Genomic DNA, 21720 nt, shown 5'->3' on the forward strand with positions numbered 1-21720 from the left:
CTTGTGCTAGTGTCCGGTCATGACCGACGTCGCAGACATTCCGCTCCAGACGCTTGTCAGGAAGCTCCGAGAGCTTGCTCCCGCCCTGAGGGCTGCAGGTGTCATCCGGCTTTACCTGTTCGGGTCGCGCGCGCGCGGCGACGCTCGGCCAGACAGCGACCTCGACGTGCTGGTCGAGACAACCTCGCGCGAGGAAACGCCGCGGTTCGACTACTTTAGAGCCTTGCATTTGATCGAGGACCATGTCGGCCTACGAGCGCAGATATCGATACGGGACCTGCTGAAGCCGCGCATGGCCGAGCGTATCGCGGATGATCTGGTCGAGGTCTTCTGAATGCCGCCGACCGTGGAAGACCGGCTGCGAGATATTCTGGAAGCTATCGCTGACATCGAGAGTGTCGTGAAGGGCTTCACATTCGATCAATTCGTCTCTGAAAAAACCGCCCGGCTGGCAATCGAACGACTTCTCGAGATCATCTGCGAGGCATCAAGATTCATCCCGGATGAGATAAAACGAACCGAGCCGGCAATCGATTGGCGCAAGATGATCGACTTCGGAAATCTACTGCGTCATGCCTACCACATGACGAAGGCCGAGATCGTTTGGGACATCATTCAAATCCACCTTCCACCTTTGAGATCTTGCGCTGAAAGACACATTCGCATGTCGGGCCGCTAGCGGCTGGACGCGAAGACAATCATGACCGGTAGCAAATCCATCGACATCAAGACCCTCGCCCGCGACTTGCGCTCCGGCAGTCGCGCAGCCCTCGCCCGGGCGATCACCCTGGTGGAGAGCCGGCGCGGCGACCACCAGGCGCTGGCGCGCGAGCTGGTGCAGATGCTGCTGCCCGACACCGGCAAGGCGGTTCGCGTCGGCATCACCGGCTCGCCCGGCGTCGGCAAATCCACCACCATCGACGCGCTCGGGACGTACCTGATCGAACAGGGCAACAAGGTCGCGGTGCTCGCGGTCGATCCATCCTCGGCGCGCAGCGGCGGCTCGATCCTTGGCGACAAGACACGGATGGCGCGGCTGTCGGCCTCCGACGACGCTTTCATCCGTCCCTCGCCATCGTCAGGCACGCTCGGCGGCGTCGCCGCCAAGACGCGCGAGGCCATGCTGTTGTGCGAAGCCGCCGGCTTCGACGTCGTGCTGGTCGAGACCGTCGGCATCGGCCAGTCCGAGACCGCAGTCTGCGACATGACCGATTTCTTCCTCGCGCTGATGCTGCCGGGTGGCGGCGACGAGCTGCAAGGCATCAAGAAGGGCCTGGTCGAGCTCGCCGACATGATCGCGATCAACAAGGCCGACGGCGACAACCTCAAGCGCGCCAACATCACCGCCGCCGACTATCGCGGCGCACTGCACATTTTGGCGCCGCGCTCCGAGCACTGGCATCCACCGGTCGAGACCTATTCGGCGCTGACCGGCGACGGCATCGCAAAAATTTGGCAAAAGATCCTCGATCACCGCAAGGCGATGAACGCATCCGGCGATTTCGCCGCGCGGCGGCGCGACCAACAGGTGAAGTGGATGTGGTCGATGCTGGAGCAGCGCATGCTGGCGCGGCTGCGCAGCGAGGCGTCGGTGCGGACCAAGGTCAGGAAGATCGAGGCCGAGGTGGCCGAAGGCCATCTCACGCCGGCACTCGCCGCGGAGCAGATCTTGGAGTTGCTGCAATGAGCGAAAAGCTCCGCATTCTCCTCACCGGCTTCGGACCGTTTCCCGGCGCGCCCCATAACCCGACCCAGCCGCTGGTCGCGCGGCTGGCGCAATTGCGCCGTCCGGCGCTCGACGACGTCGCGCTCGCGAGCCACATCTTCCCGGTCACCTATGCCGCGGTCGACCGGCAATTGCCGGATGTGCTCGCGAAGCAGAAGCCGGATGCGCTGCTGATGTTCGGCCTCGCCGCGCGCACACCGTACCTGCGCATCGAGACCCGCGCGCGCAATGCCGTCACCATGCTCTGGCCCGATGCCGCCAACACCCGCTCCAGCAAGCGCGGCATCGCCGGCCAAGCGGACGCGATGACGTTCGGTCCGCACACGGCAAGGCTGCTGCGCGCCGCGCGCCTCACCGGCATCGACGCGCGCGCCTCGCGCGATGCCGGCGCCTATCTCTGCAATTATCTCAGCTGGCGAGCGATCGAGAATGTGAGGGCGGGCGGACCGCGGCTTGCGGCGTTCATCCACATTCCCCTGCTCGCGCGCAGCGGCGCGGTGCGCCGCAAGGGCGCAGCCCGGATCACGCTGGAGGAGCTGGTGGACGCGGGGGAAGCGATGCTGATGGAGATGGTGGGGTTGGCAAGAAAGAGGCGGAACATACCGGCTTCGTAGCTACGTAGGGTGGGCAGAGGCGCGCAAGCGCCGTGCCCACCATGCATCCGCATCGGTTGTAACAATGGTGGGCACGCTACGCTTTGCCCACCCTACGGCACCGTCTTTGCGGTAAATCTTTAACCCTACCGCGAACAATCCCCGCGCCGTCGGCCACCCTGCGCTACCTAACTCCCGCGGACCCCCGCGTCCGCCGGAGGACGCGTCATGGACCTCAATCGTCGCCATCTCATCGGAGCTTCGACCGCAGGCATCGCGGGCGCGCTCGCTATGCCGGCCGATGCCGCGCGCGCGGCGCCGCTGACATCCCTGCTCGGCCGCGATGCCACGCAATACGGCGTGCGGCCCGGCAGCAGCGAGGACCAGACCCGCGTGCTCCAGCGCGCCATCGACGACGCTGCGCGGGCGCAGATGCCGCTGGCGCTGCCGCCCGGCGTGTATCGCAGCGGATTGCTGCGGCTGCCGAACGGTTCGCAATTGATCGGCGTGCGTGGCGCGACGAAACTCATTTTTACCGGCGGGGCCTCGGCGATCCAGAGCGACGGCTCGGACTCGATCGGCCTCACCGGCATCAGCTTCGACGGCGGCAATATTCTGCTGCCGAGCCGGCGCGGACTGATCCACGTCCTCGGCGGGCGTGACGTCCGCATCACCGATTGCGAGATCACCGCCTCCGGCGGCAGCGGCATCTGGCTCGAGCAGGTGTCCGGCGACATCTCCGGCAACATCTTCACCAACATCGCGGTGACGGCGGTCGTCTCGTTCGACGCCAGGGGCCTCAGCGTCTCGCGCAACACCATCATCGGCACCAACGACAACGGCATCGAGATCCTGCGCACCGCAATCGGCGATGACGGCACGCTGGTCACTGATAACCGCATCGAGGACATCAAGGCCGGCCCCGGCGGCTCGGGCCAGTACGGCAACGCCATCAACGCGTTTCGCGCCGGCAACGTGATCGTGCGCGGCAACCGCATCAGGAACTGCGATTACTCGGCGGTGCGCGGCAATTCGGCCTCGAACATCCACATATCAGGCAACAGCGTCAGCGACGTGCGCGAGGTCGCGCTCTATTCGGAGTTCGCGTTCGAGGCCGCGATTATCGCCAACAACACGGTCGATGGTGCCGCCGTCGGCGTCTCCGTCTGCAATTTCAACGAAGGCGGCCGCATCGCGGTGGTCCAGGGCAACATCATCCGCAATCTGATCCCGAAGCGGCCGATCGGCACCGCCCCGGACGACGATGCCGGCGTGGGCATCTACATCGAGGCTGACAGCTCCGTGACCGGCAATGTGATCGAGAACGCGCCGTCCTACGGCATCGTCGCCGGTTGGGGCAAATATCTGCGCGACGTCGCGATCACGGGCAACGTGATCCGCAAGGCGCTGGCCGGCGTCGGCGTCTCCGTGGTGTCCGGCGCAGGCACCGCGCTCGTCAACAACAACATGATCTCGGAAACCCCGCGCGGCGCCGTGGTCGGGCTCGATCATGCCCATGCGGTGACGTCGGATCTGTCGGCCGACGGCGCGCAGCGCTTCGCGCAGCTGGTGGTCGGCGGCAATGCCCTGCGGCGGTAGGTGCCGCCCTCATCCCCGGCGCCCAAACGCTAGAACGCGTTCCTCAGCAGCGGGTACTTCGCTTGCAGGCCGTCGAGGCTGAAGGTGAATTCGACGACGCGCTCGGGAGCGGCGACGATTTCGGCGGCAGGCGGGGCGAACTGCGGCAGGAGCGTTGCCATTGCAGCCGGCACGGCGGGCGGCGCCTTCACGGCAGGTGCGGTGAACTCCGCCATAGCCGCAGGCGGGGCGACCGGTGACCTCACAGCGGGCGCGGTGAGCGGCGCCCGCGCAGCGGGAGCCTTGAGCGGAGCGACAGCGGCAGGCGCAGTGAACAATGCCACCGCAGCGGGCGTCGCTCGCGGCGCGAGCGGGGCTTCGGTGATTTCGGCAAGGATCTCCGGCGTGGGCGCGAGCCTGACCGGCACGGCGGTCTCCGCGGCGATGTGGACAGCCTTTGGCTGCAAGGTTTTGGGCTGCAAGGTTTTGGGCTGCACGGTCTGCGCCTGTTGGTCGCGCGGCAACACGCGGGACATGGTCGCCGGCGACCAGCCGAATGCGGGCGAGACACTCGCGGCCGCCGCCGCCACGTCACCACCGGTCGCGAGCGCGCGCCAGGTCTGGACGGCGCGCTTGGCTTCCTGGATGTTTTCGAGGAATGCGATCTCGGAGTGATAGCGGCGCCAGCGTCCGGTCTCGAACATTTCGGAGAGATGTTCCAGCCGTTGCTCGGCGAGAGCGCACCAGCGTGCCGCAATGTCGCGGCCACGCGCCACGTCGCGAACAGCCTCTTGGCGATGTGTCATAAACCAGCCCGTCAGGAGAAAAATACGGACGCGACGCAACGCACACGAATCAATTTAGACGCGACATGAATATTTTGTGGAAAAGTTTTGACTTGTCCAGCAACGACACGCCGGTCGTCGTCAATCACCGTAGTCGTGCGGAGAATTGCTGTGTTTTCGAGTCAAGCTTCGCGCAAGCATAACCGGCCTGCGGGGCGACTCGCGGACGCCGACAATGGGCTCCGCCACGTTCGCTCAACCGGAAGCTGATCGCGCCGGGCGGTTCAAGAAATCAGACGCCTGAAAGGAAAAGACCCGTCCGGGGGGACAACCGGACGGGTCGAGCCATATGGGCGCTTGGGGTGGATGGGCGCTCGCGCCTGATATGACTTATGGGGAGGGATGACCGCTCCCACATAATTTGGTCGTGGCAGCCGGCTGAACGTTCAATGCAGCGTTCGATTTCTTGGCCGTCGCACCGCGCGCAAAGTTGTCGCAGCCGCTATCGCGTCGCCGGCCTATCCGCCTGAGAAATCGTGGATTTATCGTCTGCGCTCGATAGCGAGGGTTGTTCGATCGCGCGGATGCCAGGCTCGTCGCGACGCTTCTCGGCATCTTCACGTTTTGTTGTACCGGACGCAGCCGCAACAGGCGTCGCGCTGTCGGCGGGAACAGCCGTCACCGCGGCAAACGCGTCGGCCTCACCGTCGCCGAACAGATCATCACGGCCGGGTGAACCGAGGTCGCGCGCGGTCTTCGCCAGCGTCATGCGCAGCGCCTCCGGCTTGAGCGTGTAATTGCGCTCGAGCAGCAGCGCGGCGACGCCCGAGACATAGGCGGCCGAGAACGAGGTCCCCGAGGTCATCTGGTACTTGCCGTCGGGCGCGGGCAGGAAGATGTCGACGCCGGGCGCCGCCAGCGCGATGTAATTGCCGCGGTTGGACGCCGAGAACAGCTTGTCCTGCTGGTCGGTCGCGCTGACCGCGATCACGTTGGGATTGGCGGCCGGATAGAGCGGCGGCGATTTTGCGCCGGCATTGCCGGCGGCCGCGATCAGCACCAGCCCGCGGGCGGCGGTCGCCGCGATGGCGCGCTCGATCACGGCGTCCTTCGGACCGGCAAAGCTCATATTGACGATCTGCGCGCCGTGCTCGGCGGCGTAATTCAGCGAGCGCAGGACGATGTAGGACGAGCTCTGGGCTCCACCCGTCGAGCCGCCAAAGGCGCGGATGGCGATGATGCGCGCCTCGGGCGCGCTGCCCATCAGCTTGGCATGCGCCACGATGGCGCCGGCAATGCCGGTGCCATGGACATGCGGGCCCTCGGCGCTGCCGAGCGCATCAAAGTTGTCGGCGATGGAGTGGGCGAGTTCGGGATGTTGCGCGTCGATGCCGGAATCGATCACGGCAATCGTCACATTGGCGCCGTGCGCCAGCGTATGCGCCTGCGGCAGGCGAAGCCTGGCCAGCGCATATTGCGCGGGATCGCCCTCGGTCGGCACCGACGATTTCTGATCCTGGAGCACGTAGCGGAAGTTCGGCTGGACCGAGCGCACGCTGCCGTCGGCGGCGAACTCACGCCGCACCGTCTCGGAAGGCCTGCCGTCCGTGATGCGGAACAGGCCGAACGTCGCCCCGATCAGCGGGAAATTCTCCGATGAGACACGCGTCAAGCCGTGGCGACGCGCAAGCTCGTCGGCTTCGGTCGCCGACAGCGCGCCGTCGATCTCGGCCACGAATTCATTGGCGAAGGTGCGCAAGTCGACGGCAGCCGGCGTGCTGCTGCCCCGCCCCTTCCCCGCGCTCTTCTTGCCCGATTTGCCCGCGCCATCGCCGCCTGCGCCCGGCTGCGCCAGGCATTCGCCGTCGGCATCGCGATAGGGGGCGGTGCAGGCGGGGTACAGGTTCGGCGAATAGCGCGCATAGGGCAGCACTGGGACCGGTCTCATCCGCGCCGTGGTGATGGTACGCGGGATGGCAGGGATAGCCCGCGGGCCTGGGGCAACGCCGACAGCCCGGGCGCCGACACCGGGGCTGACGCGCGCGGCGATGCTGGGAGAGATGGTCGGGGTGCGCGTGGGGACGCTGATCGTCGGCGTGCGCATGATCGCCTGCGCCTGCGCAACCTCGACGCCGAGACCGGCCGCGAGCAGGAGTGCAGCTCCGACCGATGAAGCGTAGGCCCCGGCTCGCGACTTACTCTCGGACTTGCGCGTCATCGGTGCAGCGGCGCCTTACGGCGCCGCGACGGCGAGGTTGACGAACTTCTCGCGCGACATCCTGCCGAGCAGCGAGGCGAGCTCGTCCCGGCTCATCGCCTTGTCGAACTGGAGACGGAACATGCCGCCCTTGGCATCGCCGATGATCGAAGCGTGGTAGCTGTCGAGCAGCGCGGTGATGTCGGCGACGCGCGCCTCGGGCGCGAAGCGCACCAGCGCGCGCGCAGGCGCAGCTCCAAGATCGCGCGTGATCGGCGCGCCGACCGACAGCGAAGCAGTCTCGAAGGTCGCGGTCTGGGTCTTCATCAGCACGGCGCCGATGATGCCGGCCTGGAGCAGCAGCGCGATGGCACCCAGGCTCGCCGACCAGGCCAGCGTACGCGGCGACAGGCTCGAGAAGAAGGTCGCGATGCGCGCCGAGAGCGGCAGCGAACCGACCGGCCGCGCCGGCTCGGCATCGATCGCGGAAAACAGCTTCTGCATCGCCCGCGCCGACGGAGCCCCCAAGCTCTCGTTCAGATGGATGGTCTCTTCGTACTCGCCGCGGATCGCGGCATATTGCCTTGCAAGCGCCGGATCACGCGCCATCGCTTCCTCGACGCGGCGAGCGTCACGCGTGTTCAGCGTGCCGGCGGCGTGCCAGGGCAGTAGCAGTTCAATTTCACTGGGCTCTTGCTCCAGCATCTTCTTGCTCAATGCCATCATGGCCAGCCTCGCTCAACGCCGGCTGCCTTCAGCAGTTCGGCCAGTTTCTTGCGCGCATAGAACAAGCGCGTCTTCACAGTGTTCTCCGGAATACCGACGATTTCGGCCACCTCTTCCACGGATTTCTCGTGGTAGTAGACGAGATCGACGATTTCCCGATGGTCCGGCGAGAGGCCCGTCAGACACTCCCGCAACGCCTCACTGGTATCCTTTTTCTGCACCGCGATTTCCGGATCGTCAGACGAATCCTCGATCGCGTTGGCAGCTTCGTCGTCCAACCCAACGTCCTTCCTGCGCCGGAGCGCAGACAGGGCCTTGAATCGGGTGATTGCCAGCAGCCAGGTGGAAACGGCGGATCGACCCTCGAACTTGCCGGCCTGACGCCAGACGTCGAGAAACACCTCGCTGATGAGGTCTTCCGCCGCCTGCTCGTCCCGCACGAGCCTTAGCCCGAACCTGTAGACCCTGACATGGTGCCGCCCGTACAGCACCTGCATGGCGAGCCGGTCACCTTGAGCGATCCTGGCGATCAGGACCTCGTCCGAAGCCGCCTGTGTCACGCTCAATGCCCGTCTCGCAAAGTTGGTCGGGTCGGCGCGGCGGACGGTTCGACGGGCGGGGCGAAATTCTTCAGGCTACCGCAGTCACACGGGGGTCTGTGTGATCTAGCCCACATACGCGAATTTTCCTTTTGCCACCCGCCGCGGTTGGCCGGCTCGCTCGATAACGGTAACATAGTATTGATGCATTCCCTATGCAATGCCGTCCGGCACGGACGGCCTGACATGATGGAACCTTAGCAGCCCTGCACGACGTATGTCTCACCAAGCCCTGCTTTGGCTCGACGCCGTCGCCAACGATGCCTAATCGCCGGCAAATTTCCCCGCCGGCCGCTGTCACCCTGTTGCGCGCTGCACCGTTTGGATTCGATTTCGAAGGATACCAAACCTAAAGGCTTGCCGCGTAGATTTTTGCGCTGACATCCACCCTTGGCGGGACAATGAGCACGGCCGCGACGACCTTACCGGAGAGGAATGCCGCTGAGGTCGCGGATCTCGTTCTCATGCCCGACGCGGCTGCGCCCGAGGTGCGAGCGCGCCGGGTCCGGCAACGCCGGCAGATGTATGTCGGCCAGGTCGCAAGCTACTCGCTCGGCGCCTTCGTGCTGCTGATCTATGCCCATGACGGTATCGTCCCGATGAACGTTCCGTCGCTGTTCTGGATCGGCGGCCTGATGATCATCGGCATCTTCGTCGTGATGTCGGAAGCCGGCGTCGGCGACAGGCACAGCGACCACTATCTCACCGTCTTCCAGATCTCGGCGCACATGGCGCTGCAGTTCATCTTCCTGGTGTCGGTGCCGATCCTCGGCATCGCCTTCATCAGCGTGCTGTTCCTGATCTTCGCCTTCGGCACGCTGCGCATGACCTCGGCGCAGGCGATGTTCACGTGGGCGATTGCGACGACCTGCCTCGCGGCTGTCTTCCTCGCCTCCGACCTGCCGATCGGCATGCCAGTCGCCACGAGGCTCCAGCGGACCGCCTCGATGCTGTGCTTCGTCCTGGTGATCGGCCAGTGCGCCTTCCTCGGCCTGTTCGGCGCCACACTGCGAAAGGTCCTGTACCGGCGCAGCATCGAGCTGAAAGCCGCCTATCAGCGCATCGAGGAGCTCGCCGAGCTCGACGAGCTCACCGGCTCCTACAACCGCCGCTGCATCATGCGGCTGCTCGATGCAGAGGTCGAAAAGTCGCAGCAGGCGTCCGCACCTTGCGCCATCGCGCTGATCGACCTCGACTGGTTCAAGCGCATCAACGACGCCCACGGCCACCCCGTCGGCGACGAGGTGCTGCGCACCTTCGCCATCACCATTTTTGCAAATATCCGCCCGGCCGACTTTTTCGGCCGCTATGGCGGCGAGGAATTCCTGCTGCTGCTGCCGGGCACCGACGGCGGCGCGGCGCGGCGCATGCTCGAGCGGCTGCGCGGCATCGTCGCCGATCTCGACTGGAGCGCATTTTCCCCCGGCATGCGGGTGACGATTTCCGCGGGCGTCGTGACGCTGCGCGACAACGATACTGCCGACACGTTTCTCGCACGCGCCGACAGCGCGCTTTATTCCGCCAAGGCGCAAGGGCGCAACCGTATTGCAACGAGCTGACCAATCCATTTTCTCCTGGCTGCGCAGAAGCCGCAGCCGGATCGAACGCTCCAGGACAGGGCCATGAGATCGAAATCCGAAAGACCATCCGAGAACCTGCTTGAGGAATTGCAGACCGCGCTCTCGCACGGCACCGTCGCGCGCCGGGTCGAGGCCCTGCGCCGCGTCACCGATCTCTTCATCAACAATGCGGTGGATTATTCCGACGAGCACGTCAGGGTGTTCGACGACGTGTTCCAGTGCCTGATCGAGCAGATCGAGGCCTCGGCGAGAGCGCTGCTCGCCAACCGCCTCGCGCCGATCGCGGCCGCGCCGCCCAAGATCATCCGCACCCTCGCCCTCGACGAGGTGATCGAGGTCTCCGGCCCCGTGCTCACGAAATCGGAACGGCTGGACGAGGCGACCCTGATCGAGATCGCGCGCACCAGGGGCCAGGCGCATCTCAAGGCGATCTCGCTGCGGCGTGTGTTGTCGGAAGCACTGACCGACGTGCTGGTGGCGCGCGGCAACGAGGACGTGGTGCAATCGACCGTCAGCAATCCGGGCGCGCGGCTCTCCGAGGGAAGTCTCACCGACCTCGTCACGCGCGCCGAACGCGACGATGACCTCGCCGCCTGCATCGGCCTGCGGCCCGACCTGCCGCGCCATCACTACCTGAAGCTGATCGCCAAGGCGTCCCTGAGCGTGCGCAGGAAGCTCGAGGCTGCGCATCCGGAGCTCGCGGACGAAGTGTCCAGCGTGGTCCAGGAAGCGACCCAGCGGGTCCGCGCCGCCGCCATGACCAGGCAGACCGAAATGGCGCGCGCACTGGTGAGATCGCTGCACGAGGACGGTCGTCTCAACGAGTTCCAGGTCACCAGCTTCGCCGAGCAGGGCAAGTTCGACGAGACCAATGCAGGGCTCGCGGCGCTCGCGGGCGTGACGGTCGAGACCGCCGAGAACATGATGATCGAGAGCCGCAACGAGGGCGTGATGGTCCTCGCCAAGGTCGCAGGCATGCAATGGACGAGCGTCCGCGCGATCATCGCCATGCGCGAAAAGCTCTCGGGCGGGTCGAAGACCGACATGCTGACGCTGCGCGATGCCTACGAGGCCCTGCGCTCATCGACTGCGCAGCAGGTGCTGCGCTTCCACCGCATGCAGCAGGGCACGACGCCGGCGGCGTGAGGCCGCCGTCGCTAGTAGCGCAAGACTTTCGAACCCGCGTAGGCACCGATCGCGGTCACGAGCGCCGTCGCGATCGTGTACCAGGTCGCGACGAACAGCGGCGAGTCGTCGGTGCAGTGCGAGGCGTAGAGCGTTGCGGCAAGGCCGGCCGACAGCAGGCCGGCGAGCGCGCCGGCGAGTGCAGGATGCGACGGCGCGCCGTGGCGCAGGCCGAACAGCGCGCCCGCAAGCAGCGGCAGCGACATCGCGGGGATCGCGAGCATGCACACCCGGGAGTTCTTGCCCACCAGCCGCATCGTCATCGGCATCGCCGGGGCCATCATGGTCTCGCTGCCGATCGCAACCGCAAGCAGGCCGACGGGGAGCAGCAGCAGCCAGCCCCAGCCGCGCATCAGGGCTTCGGGCCGCGACAGATGCAGGCTGACGATGATCGCGGGGATCGCAAGCGACAGCGTGACCGCGAACTTCGTGTCGAAGAACGGATTGTGCATCGCGGTCATCACGTCGGGCCGCACGCCAAGGAAACTGGCGAAGATCAGGATCGAGAACGGTGCCGCCACCAGCAGCGCCATCGTCAGCACGGCGCCGACGCGCGGCGCGCGATGGGCGTTGTCGGCCGCGAGCGAGCGAATGAGTTGATCGGTATCCATGACTAGTGGTCCCGCAGTTTGGCAGTCAGCGCCGCAAGTCCGCGATGCAGCGCGACCCGCACCGCACCTTCGCTCATCGAAAACTTTGACGCCGTGTCCTTGATCGAAGCGCTGTCGACGGCGATCGACTGCAGCACCTCGCGCTGGCGCTGCGGCAGCGTGTCGAGCTGCGTTGCGACCTCGGCCGCCGAGGCCGTCTCCTGCGGCGCCTCGCCCGGCAGCGTTTCGGCGAAATCGTCGATGTTGACGAAGACCCGCCGGCCCCGCCGCCGGAGCGCATCGATCAGCTTGTTGCGCCCGATTGCAAACAACCACGGGGCGAAGGGGGCTTCGCTGTCCCAGGTGTGCCGCTTCAGATGCACCGCCAACAAAATCTCCTGCACGATATCCTCGGCCTGGTCGGGAGGCTGCCCGGCCCGCGCCAGACCTCGCCTCGCGGCAGCGCGCAGCACAGGCGTGACCGCCTTCAACAGGCGATGATACGCCGCATCATCGCCTGCCATGGCCGACCGCATCAGGCCGGTCCACTCGTCCTCACGTCCGCGCACGCCCTCACCATGCAATTCGGCAGCTCTTTCAGTTTGTTACGCCGGCACCAGAAAGATCACGACTTCGTGATCTGCGCCGTGCCTCGCCACGCGATGCGGCCGTCGAAACCCACGACGGCTCATAACACCGATCGGTCCCGTCCGCATCCGGCGGCCGGTTGCGAGGCGGCGGTTTGCCCCGCTTTTGCCCGGGATAGCCCGAAGATTCCCATTTTTTGCCCCGCTGTGGTCACGCCCCGGGGTCTCTGTTCGGTCCCGGGACGGGGGAATTGGGGAGATCGTCAACATGATGAAAGCCAGCGGGCGCGCGGCATTGATTCTCCTTGCCGGCCTTTTCGTGCTGGTCGGAGCCGCTGCACAGGCGGCACCGAATTCAGCCGCAGGCAGCAAATCGGACAGCGCGGGCAACCAGGCCGAGGCCGTCACGCCGAGCAAGCAGCGGCGCCATGCGTCGCGCCACCGCGACAGCGGCAAGGCGGCGCAGAAATCCGACGACAAGGCCGACAAGAAGGACGGCGCGGCGAAGGCCGAAAACGACGTGCCGGCCTTGAGCCGGATGACGCCGGCGGTCGCCAACGCCAACGCGCAGATCGCCGCGGCCGATACGCCGACGGCTGCCGCGGCCTCCGCGATGACCGGACGCGCCAACGACAACGTTCAGGCTGCAGCCGATAATACCGCCGCGCCGAATGACGAGGCTCAGGTGGTGGCGCCCGATCAGCTCAACGACATCGACCGCGCCCTGCAACAGGACCCGCCGGCACAGAAGGCGGTGATCGCCGCAACCGACGCGCGGCCGGCGCCGGTGATGGCGAGCAGCCACAGCTCGGCCTGGGACCAGAGCTCGCTGATCGGCAAGATCTTCATCGGCGTCGGCACGCTGCTGACGCTGGCCTCTGCCGCACGCATGTTCATGGCCTGATATTTGGCCTGATCTTGGGGTGGGGACCTCGCCCGGAACGCGCGTCTCGCCGCGCGTTCCGGGCGGCCTCGTTCCGACAGCTTTTCGGCCCTTGAAGCCCACCGCGCCAGCGGGCACATTGCCCGCCCAATCAAACGCGTGGGTGGAGCATGAGCACGTTCGAACACATCATCGTCGAGAGCAAGGGCGCGGTCGGCATCATCAAGCTGAACCGGCCGAAAATGCTCAATGCGCTCTCCTTCGGCGTCTTCCGCGAGATCGCCGCGGCCGTCGACGATCTCGAGGCGGATGACGCCATCGGCTGCATCGTCGTGACCGGCAGCGAGAAGGCCTTTGCCGCCGGCGCCGACATCAAGGAGATGCAGCCGAAAGCCTTCATCGACATGTTCTCCGAAGATTTCGCCGCGATCGGCGGCGACCGCGTCGCGCGCTGCCGCAAGCCGACCATCGCCGCGGTCGCGGGCTATGCGCTCGGCGGCGGCTGCGAGCTCGCCATGATGTGCGACTTCATCATCGCCGCCGACACCGCCAAATTCGGTCAGCCCGAAATCACGCTCGGCACCATTCCCGGCATCGGCGGCACCCAGCGCCTGACCCGCGCGATCGGCAAGTCGAAGGCGATGGACCTCTGCCTCACCGGCCGCATGATGGATGCGGCGGAAGCGGAGCGCTCAGGCCTCGTCAGCCGCATCGTGCCCGCCGACAAGCTCATGGACGAGGTCATGGAAGCCGCCGAGAAGATCGCATCGATGTCGCGGCCCGCCGTCGCCATGGCCAAGGAAGCAGTCAACCGCGCCTTCGAGACCACGCTCGCCGAAGGCATGAGCGTCGAGCGCAACCTGTTTCACGCGACCTTCGCGCTGGAGGACCGCTCCGAGGGCATGGCGGCGTTCATCGAGAAGCGCAAGCCGGTGAACAAGAACCGATAATGCCCGCGAGCGGTCAGGCTGGTGTAAGGCTTCGCCGCTCTGGTGCAGAATCCCTGTGACGCACCTGCAACAAGCACGGAATAGATGGGGGTTTTCCCCGCGGCAGTTTGCCTGCGGGACCCCGGCTCGTTAAACAGTTAAGAGGCCACCGTCGGCGGGGCGGACAGCCGGGGTTTAGCGGGATTACATGATTGGGCGTGCCGCCAGAGTTGGCCGCGTGATGACGCGACATCGATCGGGCGTGGGTCCTGTGCTTGCGACATGGACCACGCTGGCGCTCTGTTGCGCCCTGCCCTCCGCCGCATGGGCGGAAGCCCTGCCTGAGGCGCTCGCCAAGGCCTACCAGACCAACCCGCAGCTCAATGCCGAGCGCGCGCGGCAACGCGCCACGGATGAAAACGTGCCGCAGGCGCTCGCCGGCTACCGGCCGCAGGTCGTGGCAAGCCTCAGCGCCGGCCTGCAATCGGTGCGCAATTTGCTTCCCGACAACACGATCCAGACCGCCAATCTGAAACCGTGGATCATCGGCGTCACCGTGACGCAGACCCTGTTCAACGGGTTCCGCACCGCCAACAGCGTCCGCGCCGCGGAACTTCAGGTGCAGTCCGGCCGCGAGGCCCTGCGCAATGTCGGCCAGGGCGTGCTGCTCGACGCGGTCACCGCCTACACCAACGTGCTGGCCAACCAGTCACTGGTCGAGGCGCAACGCTCCAACGTCGCGTTCCTGCGCGAGACGCTCGCCGTCACCCAGCGCCGACTCAACGCCGGCGACGTCACGCCGACCGACAGCGCCCAAGCCGAGGCGCGGCTCAACCGGGGACTCGCCGATCTCAACGCCGCGGAAGTCGCGCTGGCGGTGAGCCAGGCGGTCTACGCGCAGGTGATCGGCAATGCGCCGTCGCAGCTTCGGCCCGCCGAAGTCGTCGACCGCTATCTGCCGAAGAGCCGCGAGGATGCGCTGACGATGGCGATCCGCCAGCACCCGGCGGTGATGGCGGCGGGCTTCGACGTCGATGTCGCCTCGACCAACATCCGCATCGCCGAGGGCGCGCTGCTGCCGAGCGCCAGTCTTCAGGGCAGCGCCAGCAAGAGCCGCAGCAACGACCCGACGCTGAGCACCACCGCCGAAGACCAGGCCTCGATCGTCGCCAACGTCACCGCGCCGATCTACGACGGCGGCCAGGCCGCCGCGCAGACCCGGCAGGCCAAGGAGATCACGGCGCAGAGCCGGCTCGTGCTCGACCAGGTCCGCAACCAGGCGCGCACGGCGGCGACCAGCGCCTGGGTCGCCAACGAGGGCGCCAAGATCACGGTCTCCGCTTCCGAGTCCGAGGTGAAGGCGGCGACCGTCGCGCTCCAGGGCGTGCAGCGCGAGGCCGCCGGCGGGCAGCGCACGACGGTGGACGTGCTGAACTCGCAGGCCGATTTGATCCAGGCCAAGGCCCGCCTGATCGGCGCGCTGCGCGACCGCGTGATCGCCTCCTACACGCTGCTCAGCGCCGTCGGCCATCTCGACGTCAAGACGCTCAGCCTCAACACGCCGGACTATCTGCCCGAGGTGCATTACCAGCAGGTCCGCGACGCCTGGCACGGCCTGCGCACGCCGTCGGGGCAGTAGTTTCAAATCGTCTGGCTTGATGCCGATGAAGAGCCGCCGCATCCATCTGATGGGAGCTTCAGGCTCCGGCGTGACGACGATCGGCCGCGCGCTCGCCGGCCGGCTTGCGCTGCCGCATCACGACAGTGACGATTATTTCTGGCTGCCGACCGTGCCGCCCTACCAGACGACGCGCCCCGCCGCGGAGCGCCTGCGCCTGATGCGCGCGATGTTTCTGCCGCGTCTCGACTGGGTGCTGAGCGGAACCGTCACCGGCTGGGGCGACGAGCTCGTCCCGCTCTTCGATCTTGTCGTCTTTGTGACGACGCCGCGCGAGCTTCGCTTGCAGCGCCTGCGTGGCCGCGAGGCTACGCATTTCGGAGCTGATGCCGTCGCACAGGGTGGCTGGCGTCATGAAGAGACGGAGTCGTTCGTCGAATGGGCCTCGCATTACGAAACCGGTGATCGCGAGGGCCGCAGTCTCACAAAAGATGAGGCGTGGCTCGCGGGCCTGCCCTGCCTGGTCGTGCGCATCGACGGCTCACGCGCGCTTGCGGATCTTGTCGAGCAGCTATGCAGCGAAGCGGAGCGGTTACCCGGCTGATGTGATACTATTCCTGTCCCACCTCCAAATAACGAAGCAGGGAGAGAACCATGCTCAACCGACGCAGCGTCCTGCTTGCCTCCCTTGCCGCCGGAGTAGCCATGACCAACAAAGCTCACGCCCGTGCGGCGCAGCCCGCCACGCCGATCGATTTCGACGTTCCGGCCCAGGCCTGCGACTGCCACACGCACATCCATGGTGACGTCGAAAAGTTTCCGTTCTTCGCGGGGCGCGTCTATACGCCGGAACCGGCAAGCCCCGAGGAAATGGCGGCGCTGCACAAGGCGCTGCATGTCGAGCGCGTCGTGATCGTGACGCCGAGCGTCTATGGCACCGACAACTCCTCCACCTTGTTCGGCATGAAGGCGCGCGGCGCGACCGCACGCGGAGTGGCCGTGATCGACGACAAGACCACGGAAGCCCAGCTCGACGCGATGCAGGCGGACGGTTTTCGCGGCAGTCGCATCAATCTCGCCACCGGCGGCGTCAGCGATCCGAATGTCGGCCGCGCGCGCTTCACGGCCGCCGTCGAGCGCATGAAGGCACGCGGCTGGCACGTGCAGCTCTACACCACGCTGCCGATGATCTCGGCGATCAAGGAGCTCGTGCTGGCTTCGCCCGTTCCGGCCGTGTTCGACCATTTCGGCGGCCTCGAGGCGTCGCTCGGACTGGAGCAGCCGGGATTTTCCGACCTGATCGCGCTCGTCAAATCCGGCAAGGCCTATGTGAAGATCTCAGGAGCCTATCGCTCGTCGAACCTCGCGCCCGACTATCAGGACATGGTGCCCTATGCCCGCGCGCTGATCGCGGCGAACCCGGACCGCATCGTCTGGGGCACCGACTGGCCGCATCCGGATTCCAGTCGCGTCGAGGGACGCAAGCCCACCGACATCGCGCCCCTCTATCAGATCGACGACGGCCGGCTGCTCAACCAGCTTCCGGTGTGGGCGCCGGATGCGGAGATGCGCAAGAAGATCCTGGTCGACAATCCCGCGCGTCTCTACGGATTCTGAGGTTCTCCCGCCGCGCGCGATCAGCGCGCGCGGCGGGAGAAGAAGGAAATCAGGACCGGCAAGGTCACCAGGATCACGACCGGCGCGAGCATCATGCCGGTGACGACGACGACGGCGAGCGGCTTCTGCACCTGGGAGCCGATGCCTTCCGACAGCGCCGCCGGCAGCAGGCCGACGCCGGCAACGACGCAGGTCATCAGCACCGGCCGGAGCTGCAATTCGCCGGTGCGTATCACCGCACTCATGCGGTCCATGCCCTCTTCGATCAGCTGGTTGAACTGCGACAGGATGATGATGCCGTCCATGACCGCGATGCCGAACAGCGCGATGAATCCGATCGCGGCGGAGACGCTGAACGCGGTGCCGGTGATCAACAGGCCGAGCACGCCGCCGAAGATCGCCATCGGGATCACGCTCATGGCGAGCAGCGTGTCGGTCATCGAGCCGAAATTGAACCAGAGCAGCACGCCGATCAGCGCCAGCGAGATCGGCACCACGATCGACAGCCGGCGGATCGCGTCCTGGAGATTACCGAACTCGCCGACCCAGTCCATGTGCGCGCCGGGCGGCAGCTGCACCTGCTCGGCGATCTTCTGTTGCGCCTCGCGGATCGCGCTGCCGAGGTCGCGCTCGCGCACCGAGAACTTGATCGGCAGATAGCGTTCCTGCTGCTCTCGATAGATGTAGGCGGCACCGGAGACGAGGCTGATGGTGGCGACCTCGCTCAGGGGAATCTGCGTGACGGTGCCGTTGGGGCCGGGCGCGCCGATGCGCAAATTCTGGATCGCCTCCGCGCTCCTGCGATATTCCGGCGCGAGACGGACGATGATCGGGAAGTGACGATCGGAGCCCGGCTCGTAGAGATCGCCCGCGGTATCGCCGCCGATCGCGACCTTGATGGTGGCGTTGATGTCGCCGGGCGCGAGCCCATAGCGCGCGGCCTTGGCGCGGTCGATGTCAATCTGAATGGTCGGCTGCCCGAGCGAGGTGAACACCGCAAGGTCGGTGACGCCCTGCACTGTCGCCAGCACCGACTTGATCTTGTTGGCGGTGTCGGTGAGCGCCTGGAGATCGCTGCCGAACAGCTTGATGGAGTTCTCGCCCTTCACGCCCGAGACGGCTTCGGAGACGTTGTCCTGGAGATATTGCGAGAAGTTGAATTCGACGCCGGGGAAGCGGTCGTCGAGCTGCTTCAACAACTGCGCGGTCAACTCTTCCTTGTCGTGCGTCCCCGGCCACTGGCTCGCGGGCTTGAGGGGCGCGAAGAACTCGGCGTTGAAGAAGCCGGCCGCGTCGGTGCCGTCATCGGGGCGGCCATGCTGCGACACCACGGATTCCACCTCGGGCCGGGCACGGATCAGCTTGCGCATCTCGTTGACGTAGGTGTTGCCTTCCTGGAGCGAGATGGTCGGCGGCAGCGTGGCGCGGATCCAGAGATTGCCCTCTTCCAGCTTGGGCAGGAACTCCAGGCCGAGCAGCCGGCTGAGCGCCACCGTCATCAGCACGAGACCGACCGCGCCCCCCAGCACGATGCCGCGATTGGCGACAGCCCAATTCAGCACCGGCATGTAGATCCGGTGCAGGATCAGCATGACCTTCGTCTCGGTCTCCTCGAGATGCGCGGGCAAGATGATCGCGGACAGCGCCGGGGTCACCGTGAACGTCGCGAGCAGCCCGCCGGCGAGCGCATAGGCATAGGTGCGCGCCATCGGCCCGAAGATGTTGCCCTCGACGCCCGAGAGTGTGAACAGCGGTATGAAGGCCGCGATGATTATCGCAGCGGCAAAGAAGATCGAGCGCGACACGTCGGCGGCGGCGCTGAGGATGGCGTGGCTCTTCATGCCGAACAGCGTCTCGGGCGACATATGCTCGGATTCCGACACCGGCGTGGTCTGCGTCAGGCGGCGGAATATGGCTTCCACCATGATGACGGTGGCGTCGACGATGAGGCCGAAATCGATCGCGCCGACCGACAGCAAATTCGCGGACTCCCCGCGCAGCACCAGGATGATCACGGCGAAGAACAACGCGAACGGAATGGTTGCGCCGACGATCAGCGCGCTGCGGAGATCGCCGAGGAACATCCACTGCAACAGCACGATGAGCAGGATGCCGACCACCATGTTGTGCAGCACGGTGTGGGTGGTGAGGTCGATCAGGTCCCCGCGATCGTAGATGCGCTCGATGCGCACGCCGGGCGGAAGGATGCTGGAGTTGTTGATGGTTTGAACGAGCTGGTGGACGCGCTTGATGGTTGGCGAGCTCTGCTCACCGCGTCGCATCAGAACGATGCCCTGCACGATGTCGTCGGAATCGTCGAGGCCGGCAATGCCGAGACGGGGCTTTTGACCGACGGTGACGGTGGCGACGTCCTTGACCAACACCGGATTGCCGTTGGTCTGCGAGACCATGGTGTTGGCGAGGTCGTCGATGGAACGGATCAGGCCGACGCCGCGTACCACGGCCGATTGCTGGCCGATATTGACGGTGTTGCCGCCGACATTGACGTTGGAATTGCTGACCGCCTGGAGCAATTGCGGCAGCGTCAGGCCGTTGGCGACGAGCTTGTTGAAGTCGACCTGGAGCTCGTAGGTCTTGCTCTTGCCGCCCCAGCCGGTGACGTCGATGACGCCGGGCACGGCGCGGAAGCGGCGTTGCAGGATCCAGTCCTGGATGGTCTTGAGGTCGAGCACGCTGTAGTTCGGAGGTCCGACGAGGCGGTAGCGGAAGATTTCGCCGATCGGGCTGAGCGGCGAGATCTGTGGCTGCACGTTGCCCGGCAGCGGCGCTAGCTGGGCCAGGCGGTTCAAGACCTGCTGCTGCGCCTCGTCATAGGTGTAGGCGAAGGAGAACTGCAGTTTGATGTCGGAGAGGCCGTAGAGCGAGATGGTGCGGATCGTCGTGAGGTTCTTCAGACCCGCGACCTGGGTCTCGATCGGAATCGTGATGTAGCGCTCGATCTCCTCCGCCGACAGGCCCGGACTCTGCGTCACGATGTCGACCATCGGCGGCGTCGGATCGGGATAGGCCTCGATGTTGAGCTGGTTGAACGCGATCAAGCCGCCGATCAGCACGGCGACGAACATCCCGACCATCAGGAAGCGCCGGTGGACGGCAAGGGCGACGAGACGATCCATTCAGGTCTTCAATTTTCTTGGGTCGTCGGTCAGCTACCGGACGCCGCGCGGTCGATGAACAGGCTGCCCTTGGTGACGATCTGCTCGCCCGGCTTCAGATTGCTGGTAACCTCGACGAGATTGCCATTGATGAGGCCGATCTTGATCTGGCGCAGCTCGACCGACTTGTCCTCGCGCGCGACCCAGATGCGGACCTTGTCGGCCTCGTAGATCAGCGCCTGCTTCGGCACCGCCGGCGCGGCGCGGTCGCCGGCCGAATAGATCGTGACGTTGGCGAACATTTCCGGCTTGAGCAGGCCGTCCTTGTTGTCGATGGTCGCGCGAACCAGCAGGCGGCGCGTGTTGGGATCGATGGCGGCGGCGACGTAGTTGATCTTGGCGGTCAGGGGGTGGCCCGGCAGCGCCATCACGTTGACGCTGATGTCCTGGCCGATGCACACCGCGGCCGCATCGCTCTCGCGCACGAAGGCGGTGAGCCAGACCGTGGAGAGGTCGCCGATCACGAAGACCGGATCGCTGGCGCCGGAATTGACGTATTGGCCCGGACCGATTTTGCGCTGCACGACGGTGCCGGAGATCGGCGAGTAGATCGTGATCTCCCGATCGATGACGCCCTTCTCCTGGAATGCCTTGATGGTCTCGTCGGTGAAGCCGAGGATGCGCAGCTTGTTGCGCGCGGCTTCCAGCGCCGTCCCCGAGGAGCGCACGTCGTTCTGCGCCTGGACCTGGGTCGTTTCAGCCTGCTGATAGTCCTTCAGCGGAATGGCGCGGCCCTCATAGAGGTCCTTGGCGCGCTTGAACTGGATGTCGGCAAGATCGATCGCAGACTTCGCCTTGTTCTGCGCGGTCATCGCCGCGATGAAATCGTTCTGGGCCTGCACGGTGTCGGCGGCCTCGATTGTGAACAGCGGTTGGCCTTGCTTCAGCATCTCGCCCGGCTTGGCGAGCAGCTTGGTCACCCGGCCCGCATAGGGCGAGAACACCGGCGTCGAGCGATCCTCATCGACCGCGACCTTGCCCTCGGTGACATATTCGGCCCGGAAGGTCTTGGCCTTGACCGGCTCGATTGTCAGCGTCGCCCATTCGGACGGCGTCGGCGTGAAATTCTGCGCATTCCTGCGCGACTGGCTGGAGATCTCGGAGTGGCTCTTCTCCTTGGCCCCCACGCGCATGAAGCCATAGGCACTGGCGCCGGCGAGTGCCAGTAAAACTACGGATGTGATCACCCGTTGTTTTGTAAACACCTGCAATCGCTTGGTATTTTCAACTACCATGGGGCCCGGTCGTGTCTGCGACGATTTCGGCAGACGCCTGCCTTATCGGTCGCGCTAATAGTGCTGAATTGGGATTTCAAACAACCTAAAAAACGCCAGCCACCTTTCCGTTTGCG

20 protein-coding genes are annotated in these 21720 nt (G+C 65.8%); 12 read left to right on the plus strand and 8 right to left on the minus strand.

Annotation, left to right across the window (positions count from 1 at the left end):
* Positions 1 to 19: 19 nt before the first annotated feature.
* The 5 genes from BJ6T_RS32315 to BJ6T_RS32335 all read left to right on the plus strand — a co-directional run bounded on the left by BJ6T_RS32315 (position 20) and on the right by BJ6T_RS32335 (position 3918).
* The gene (locus BJ6T_RS32315; protein ID WP_014496773.1) at positions 20 to 334 is read left to right on the plus strand and encodes a nucleotidyltransferase family protein; all 315 of its coding nucleotides are present in this window, start codon (positions 20 to 22) and stop codon (positions 332 to 334) included.
* Positions 335 to 679 (plus strand): HepT-like ribonuclease domain-containing protein, encoded by a 345-nt coding sequence (locus BJ6T_RS32320; protein WP_014496774.1) that lies wholly within the window; start codon positions 335 to 337, stop codon positions 677 to 679.
* A 21-nt stretch (positions 680 to 700) separates the two neighbouring features.
* Positions 701 to 1687, plus strand: a complete 987-nt coding sequence (meaB, locus tag BJ6T_RS32325) for a methylmalonyl Co-A mutase-associated GTPase MeaB (RefSeq protein WP_014496775.1) — start codon at positions 701 to 703, stop codon at positions 1685 to 1687.
* Positions 1684 to 2340 (plus strand): pyroglutamyl-peptidase I, encoded by a 657-nt coding sequence (locus BJ6T_RS32330; protein WP_014496776.1) that lies wholly within the window; start codon positions 1684 to 1686, stop codon positions 2338 to 2340. The genes meaB and BJ6T_RS32330 overlap by 4 nt, the downstream gene beginning before the upstream one ends.
* Before the next feature lie 207 nt (positions 2341 to 2547).
* Positions 2548 to 3918 carry a TIGR03808 family TAT-translocated repetitive protein gene (locus tag BJ6T_RS32335; RefSeq protein WP_014496777.1) on the plus strand — a complete coding sequence of 457 codons (1371 nt, stop codon included), beginning with the start codon at positions 2548 to 2550 and terminating at the stop codon, positions 3916 to 3918.
* A gap of 29 nt (positions 3919 to 3947) precedes the next feature.
* Here the strand turns inward: BJ6T_RS32335 and BJ6T_RS32340 are convergent, their stop codons facing one another.
* From BJ6T_RS32340 to BJ6T_RS32355, 4 genes are all read right to left on the minus strand, one after another.
* On the minus strand, positions 3948 to 4703 hold the full coding sequence (locus BJ6T_RS32340; RefSeq protein ID WP_141378808.1) for a TIGR03809 family protein: 756 nt from the start codon (positions 4701 to 4703) through the stop codon (positions 3948 to 3950).
* 481 nt (positions 4704 to 5184) lie between these two features.
* The gene (locus BJ6T_RS32345; protein WP_014496779.1) at positions 5185 to 6900 is read right to left on the minus strand and encodes a S8 family serine peptidase; all 1716 of its coding nucleotides are present in this window, start codon (positions 6898 to 6900) and stop codon (positions 5185 to 5187) included.
* 15 nt (positions 6901 to 6915) lie between these two features.
* Complete coding sequence (locus BJ6T_RS32350) at positions 6916 to 7605, minus strand: hypothetical protein (RefSeq protein ID WP_014496780.1); 690 nt, start codon at positions 7603 to 7605, stop codon at positions 6916 to 6918.
* Positions 7602 to 8171 (minus strand): sigma-70 family RNA polymerase sigma factor, encoded by a 570-nt coding sequence (locus BJ6T_RS32355; protein WP_008140099.1) that lies wholly within the window; start codon positions 8169 to 8171, stop codon positions 7602 to 7604. Before BJ6T_RS32355 ends, BJ6T_RS32350 begins: the two co-directional genes overlap by 4 nt.
* 434 nt (positions 8172 to 8605) lie before the next feature.
* Between BJ6T_RS32355 and BJ6T_RS32360 the strand changes: the two genes are divergently transcribed.
* Both BJ6T_RS32360 and BJ6T_RS32365 read left to right on the plus strand, forming a co-directional pair.
* Complete coding sequence (locus tag BJ6T_RS32360; protein WP_028169740.1) at positions 8606 to 9763, plus strand: GGDEF domain-containing protein; 1158 nt, start codon at positions 8606 to 8608, stop codon at positions 9761 to 9763.
* Positions 9764 to 9826: 63 nt separating this feature from the next.
* On the plus strand, positions 9827 to 10930 hold the full coding sequence (locus BJ6T_RS32365; protein WP_014496783.1) for a DUF2336 domain-containing protein: 1104 nt from the start codon (positions 9827 to 9829) through the stop codon (positions 10928 to 10930).
* A gap of 11 nt (positions 10931 to 10941) precedes the next feature.
* Here the strand turns inward: BJ6T_RS32365 and BJ6T_RS32370 are convergent, their stop codons facing one another.
* Complete coding sequence (locus BJ6T_RS32370; protein ID WP_014496784.1) at positions 10942 to 11580, minus strand: NrsF family protein; 639 nt, start codon at positions 11578 to 11580, stop codon at positions 10942 to 10944.
* A gap of 2 nt (positions 11581 to 11582) precedes the next feature.
* Positions 11583 to 12128: a sigma-70 family RNA polymerase sigma factor gene (locus BJ6T_RS32375; protein WP_028169741.1), complete on the minus strand. Its 546-nt coding sequence runs from the start codon at positions 12126 to 12128 to the stop codon at positions 11583 to 11585.
* Positions 12129 to 12414: 286 nt separating this feature from the next.
* Here BJ6T_RS32375 and BJ6T_RS32380 point away from each other — a divergent pair, with 286 nt between their 5' ends.
* From BJ6T_RS32380 to BJ6T_RS32400, 5 genes are all read left to right on the plus strand, one after another.
* Positions 12415 to 13050, plus strand: a complete 636-nt coding sequence (locus tag BJ6T_RS32380) for a hypothetical protein (protein ID WP_014496786.1) — start codon at positions 12415 to 12417, stop codon at positions 13048 to 13050.
* 149 nt (positions 13051 to 13199) lie between these two features.
* The gene (locus tag BJ6T_RS32385; protein ID WP_014496787.1) at positions 13200 to 13979 is read left to right on the plus strand and encodes an enoyl-CoA hydratase; all 780 of its coding nucleotides are present in this window, start codon (positions 13200 to 13202) and stop codon (positions 13977 to 13979) included.
* A gap of 187 nt (positions 13980 to 14166) precedes the next feature.
* Positions 14167 to 15597: a TolC family outer membrane protein gene (locus BJ6T_RS32390; RefSeq protein WP_028169742.1), complete on the plus strand. Its 1431-nt coding sequence runs from the start codon at positions 14167 to 14169 to the stop codon at positions 15595 to 15597.
* A 25-nt stretch (positions 15598 to 15622) separates the two neighbouring features.
* A complete protein-coding gene (locus tag BJ6T_RS32395) occupies positions 15623 to 16180 on the plus strand; it encodes a P-loop NTPase family protein (protein WP_014496789.1) in 558 nt (185 codons plus the stop codon).
* Between the two features lie 50 nt (positions 16181 to 16230).
* Positions 16231 to 17193, plus strand: a complete 963-nt coding sequence (locus tag BJ6T_RS32400) for an amidohydrolase family protein (protein ID WP_014496790.1) — start codon at positions 16231 to 16233, stop codon at positions 17191 to 17193.
* A 20-nt stretch (positions 17194 to 17213) separates the two neighbouring features.
* On the opposite strand, the gene BJ6T_RS32405 is transcribed toward BJ6T_RS32400, so the two are convergent.
* Positions 17214 to 20330 carry an efflux RND transporter permease subunit gene (locus BJ6T_RS32405; protein ID WP_014496791.1) on the minus strand — a complete coding sequence of 1039 codons (3117 nt, stop codon included), beginning with the start codon at positions 20328 to 20330 and terminating at the stop codon, positions 17214 to 17216.
* Positions 20331 to 20359: 29 nt separating this feature from the next.
* Complete coding sequence (locus BJ6T_RS32410) at positions 20360 to 21604, minus strand: efflux RND transporter periplasmic adaptor subunit (RefSeq protein ID WP_014496792.1); 1245 nt, start codon at positions 21602 to 21604, stop codon at positions 20360 to 20362.
* Positions 21605 to 21720: the final 116 nt, after the last annotated feature.

Source organism: Bradyrhizobium japonicum USDA 6, from assembly GCF_000284375.1.
Classification (GTDB): domain Bacteria; phylum Pseudomonadota; class Alphaproteobacteria; order Rhizobiales; family Xanthobacteraceae; genus Bradyrhizobium; species Bradyrhizobium japonicum.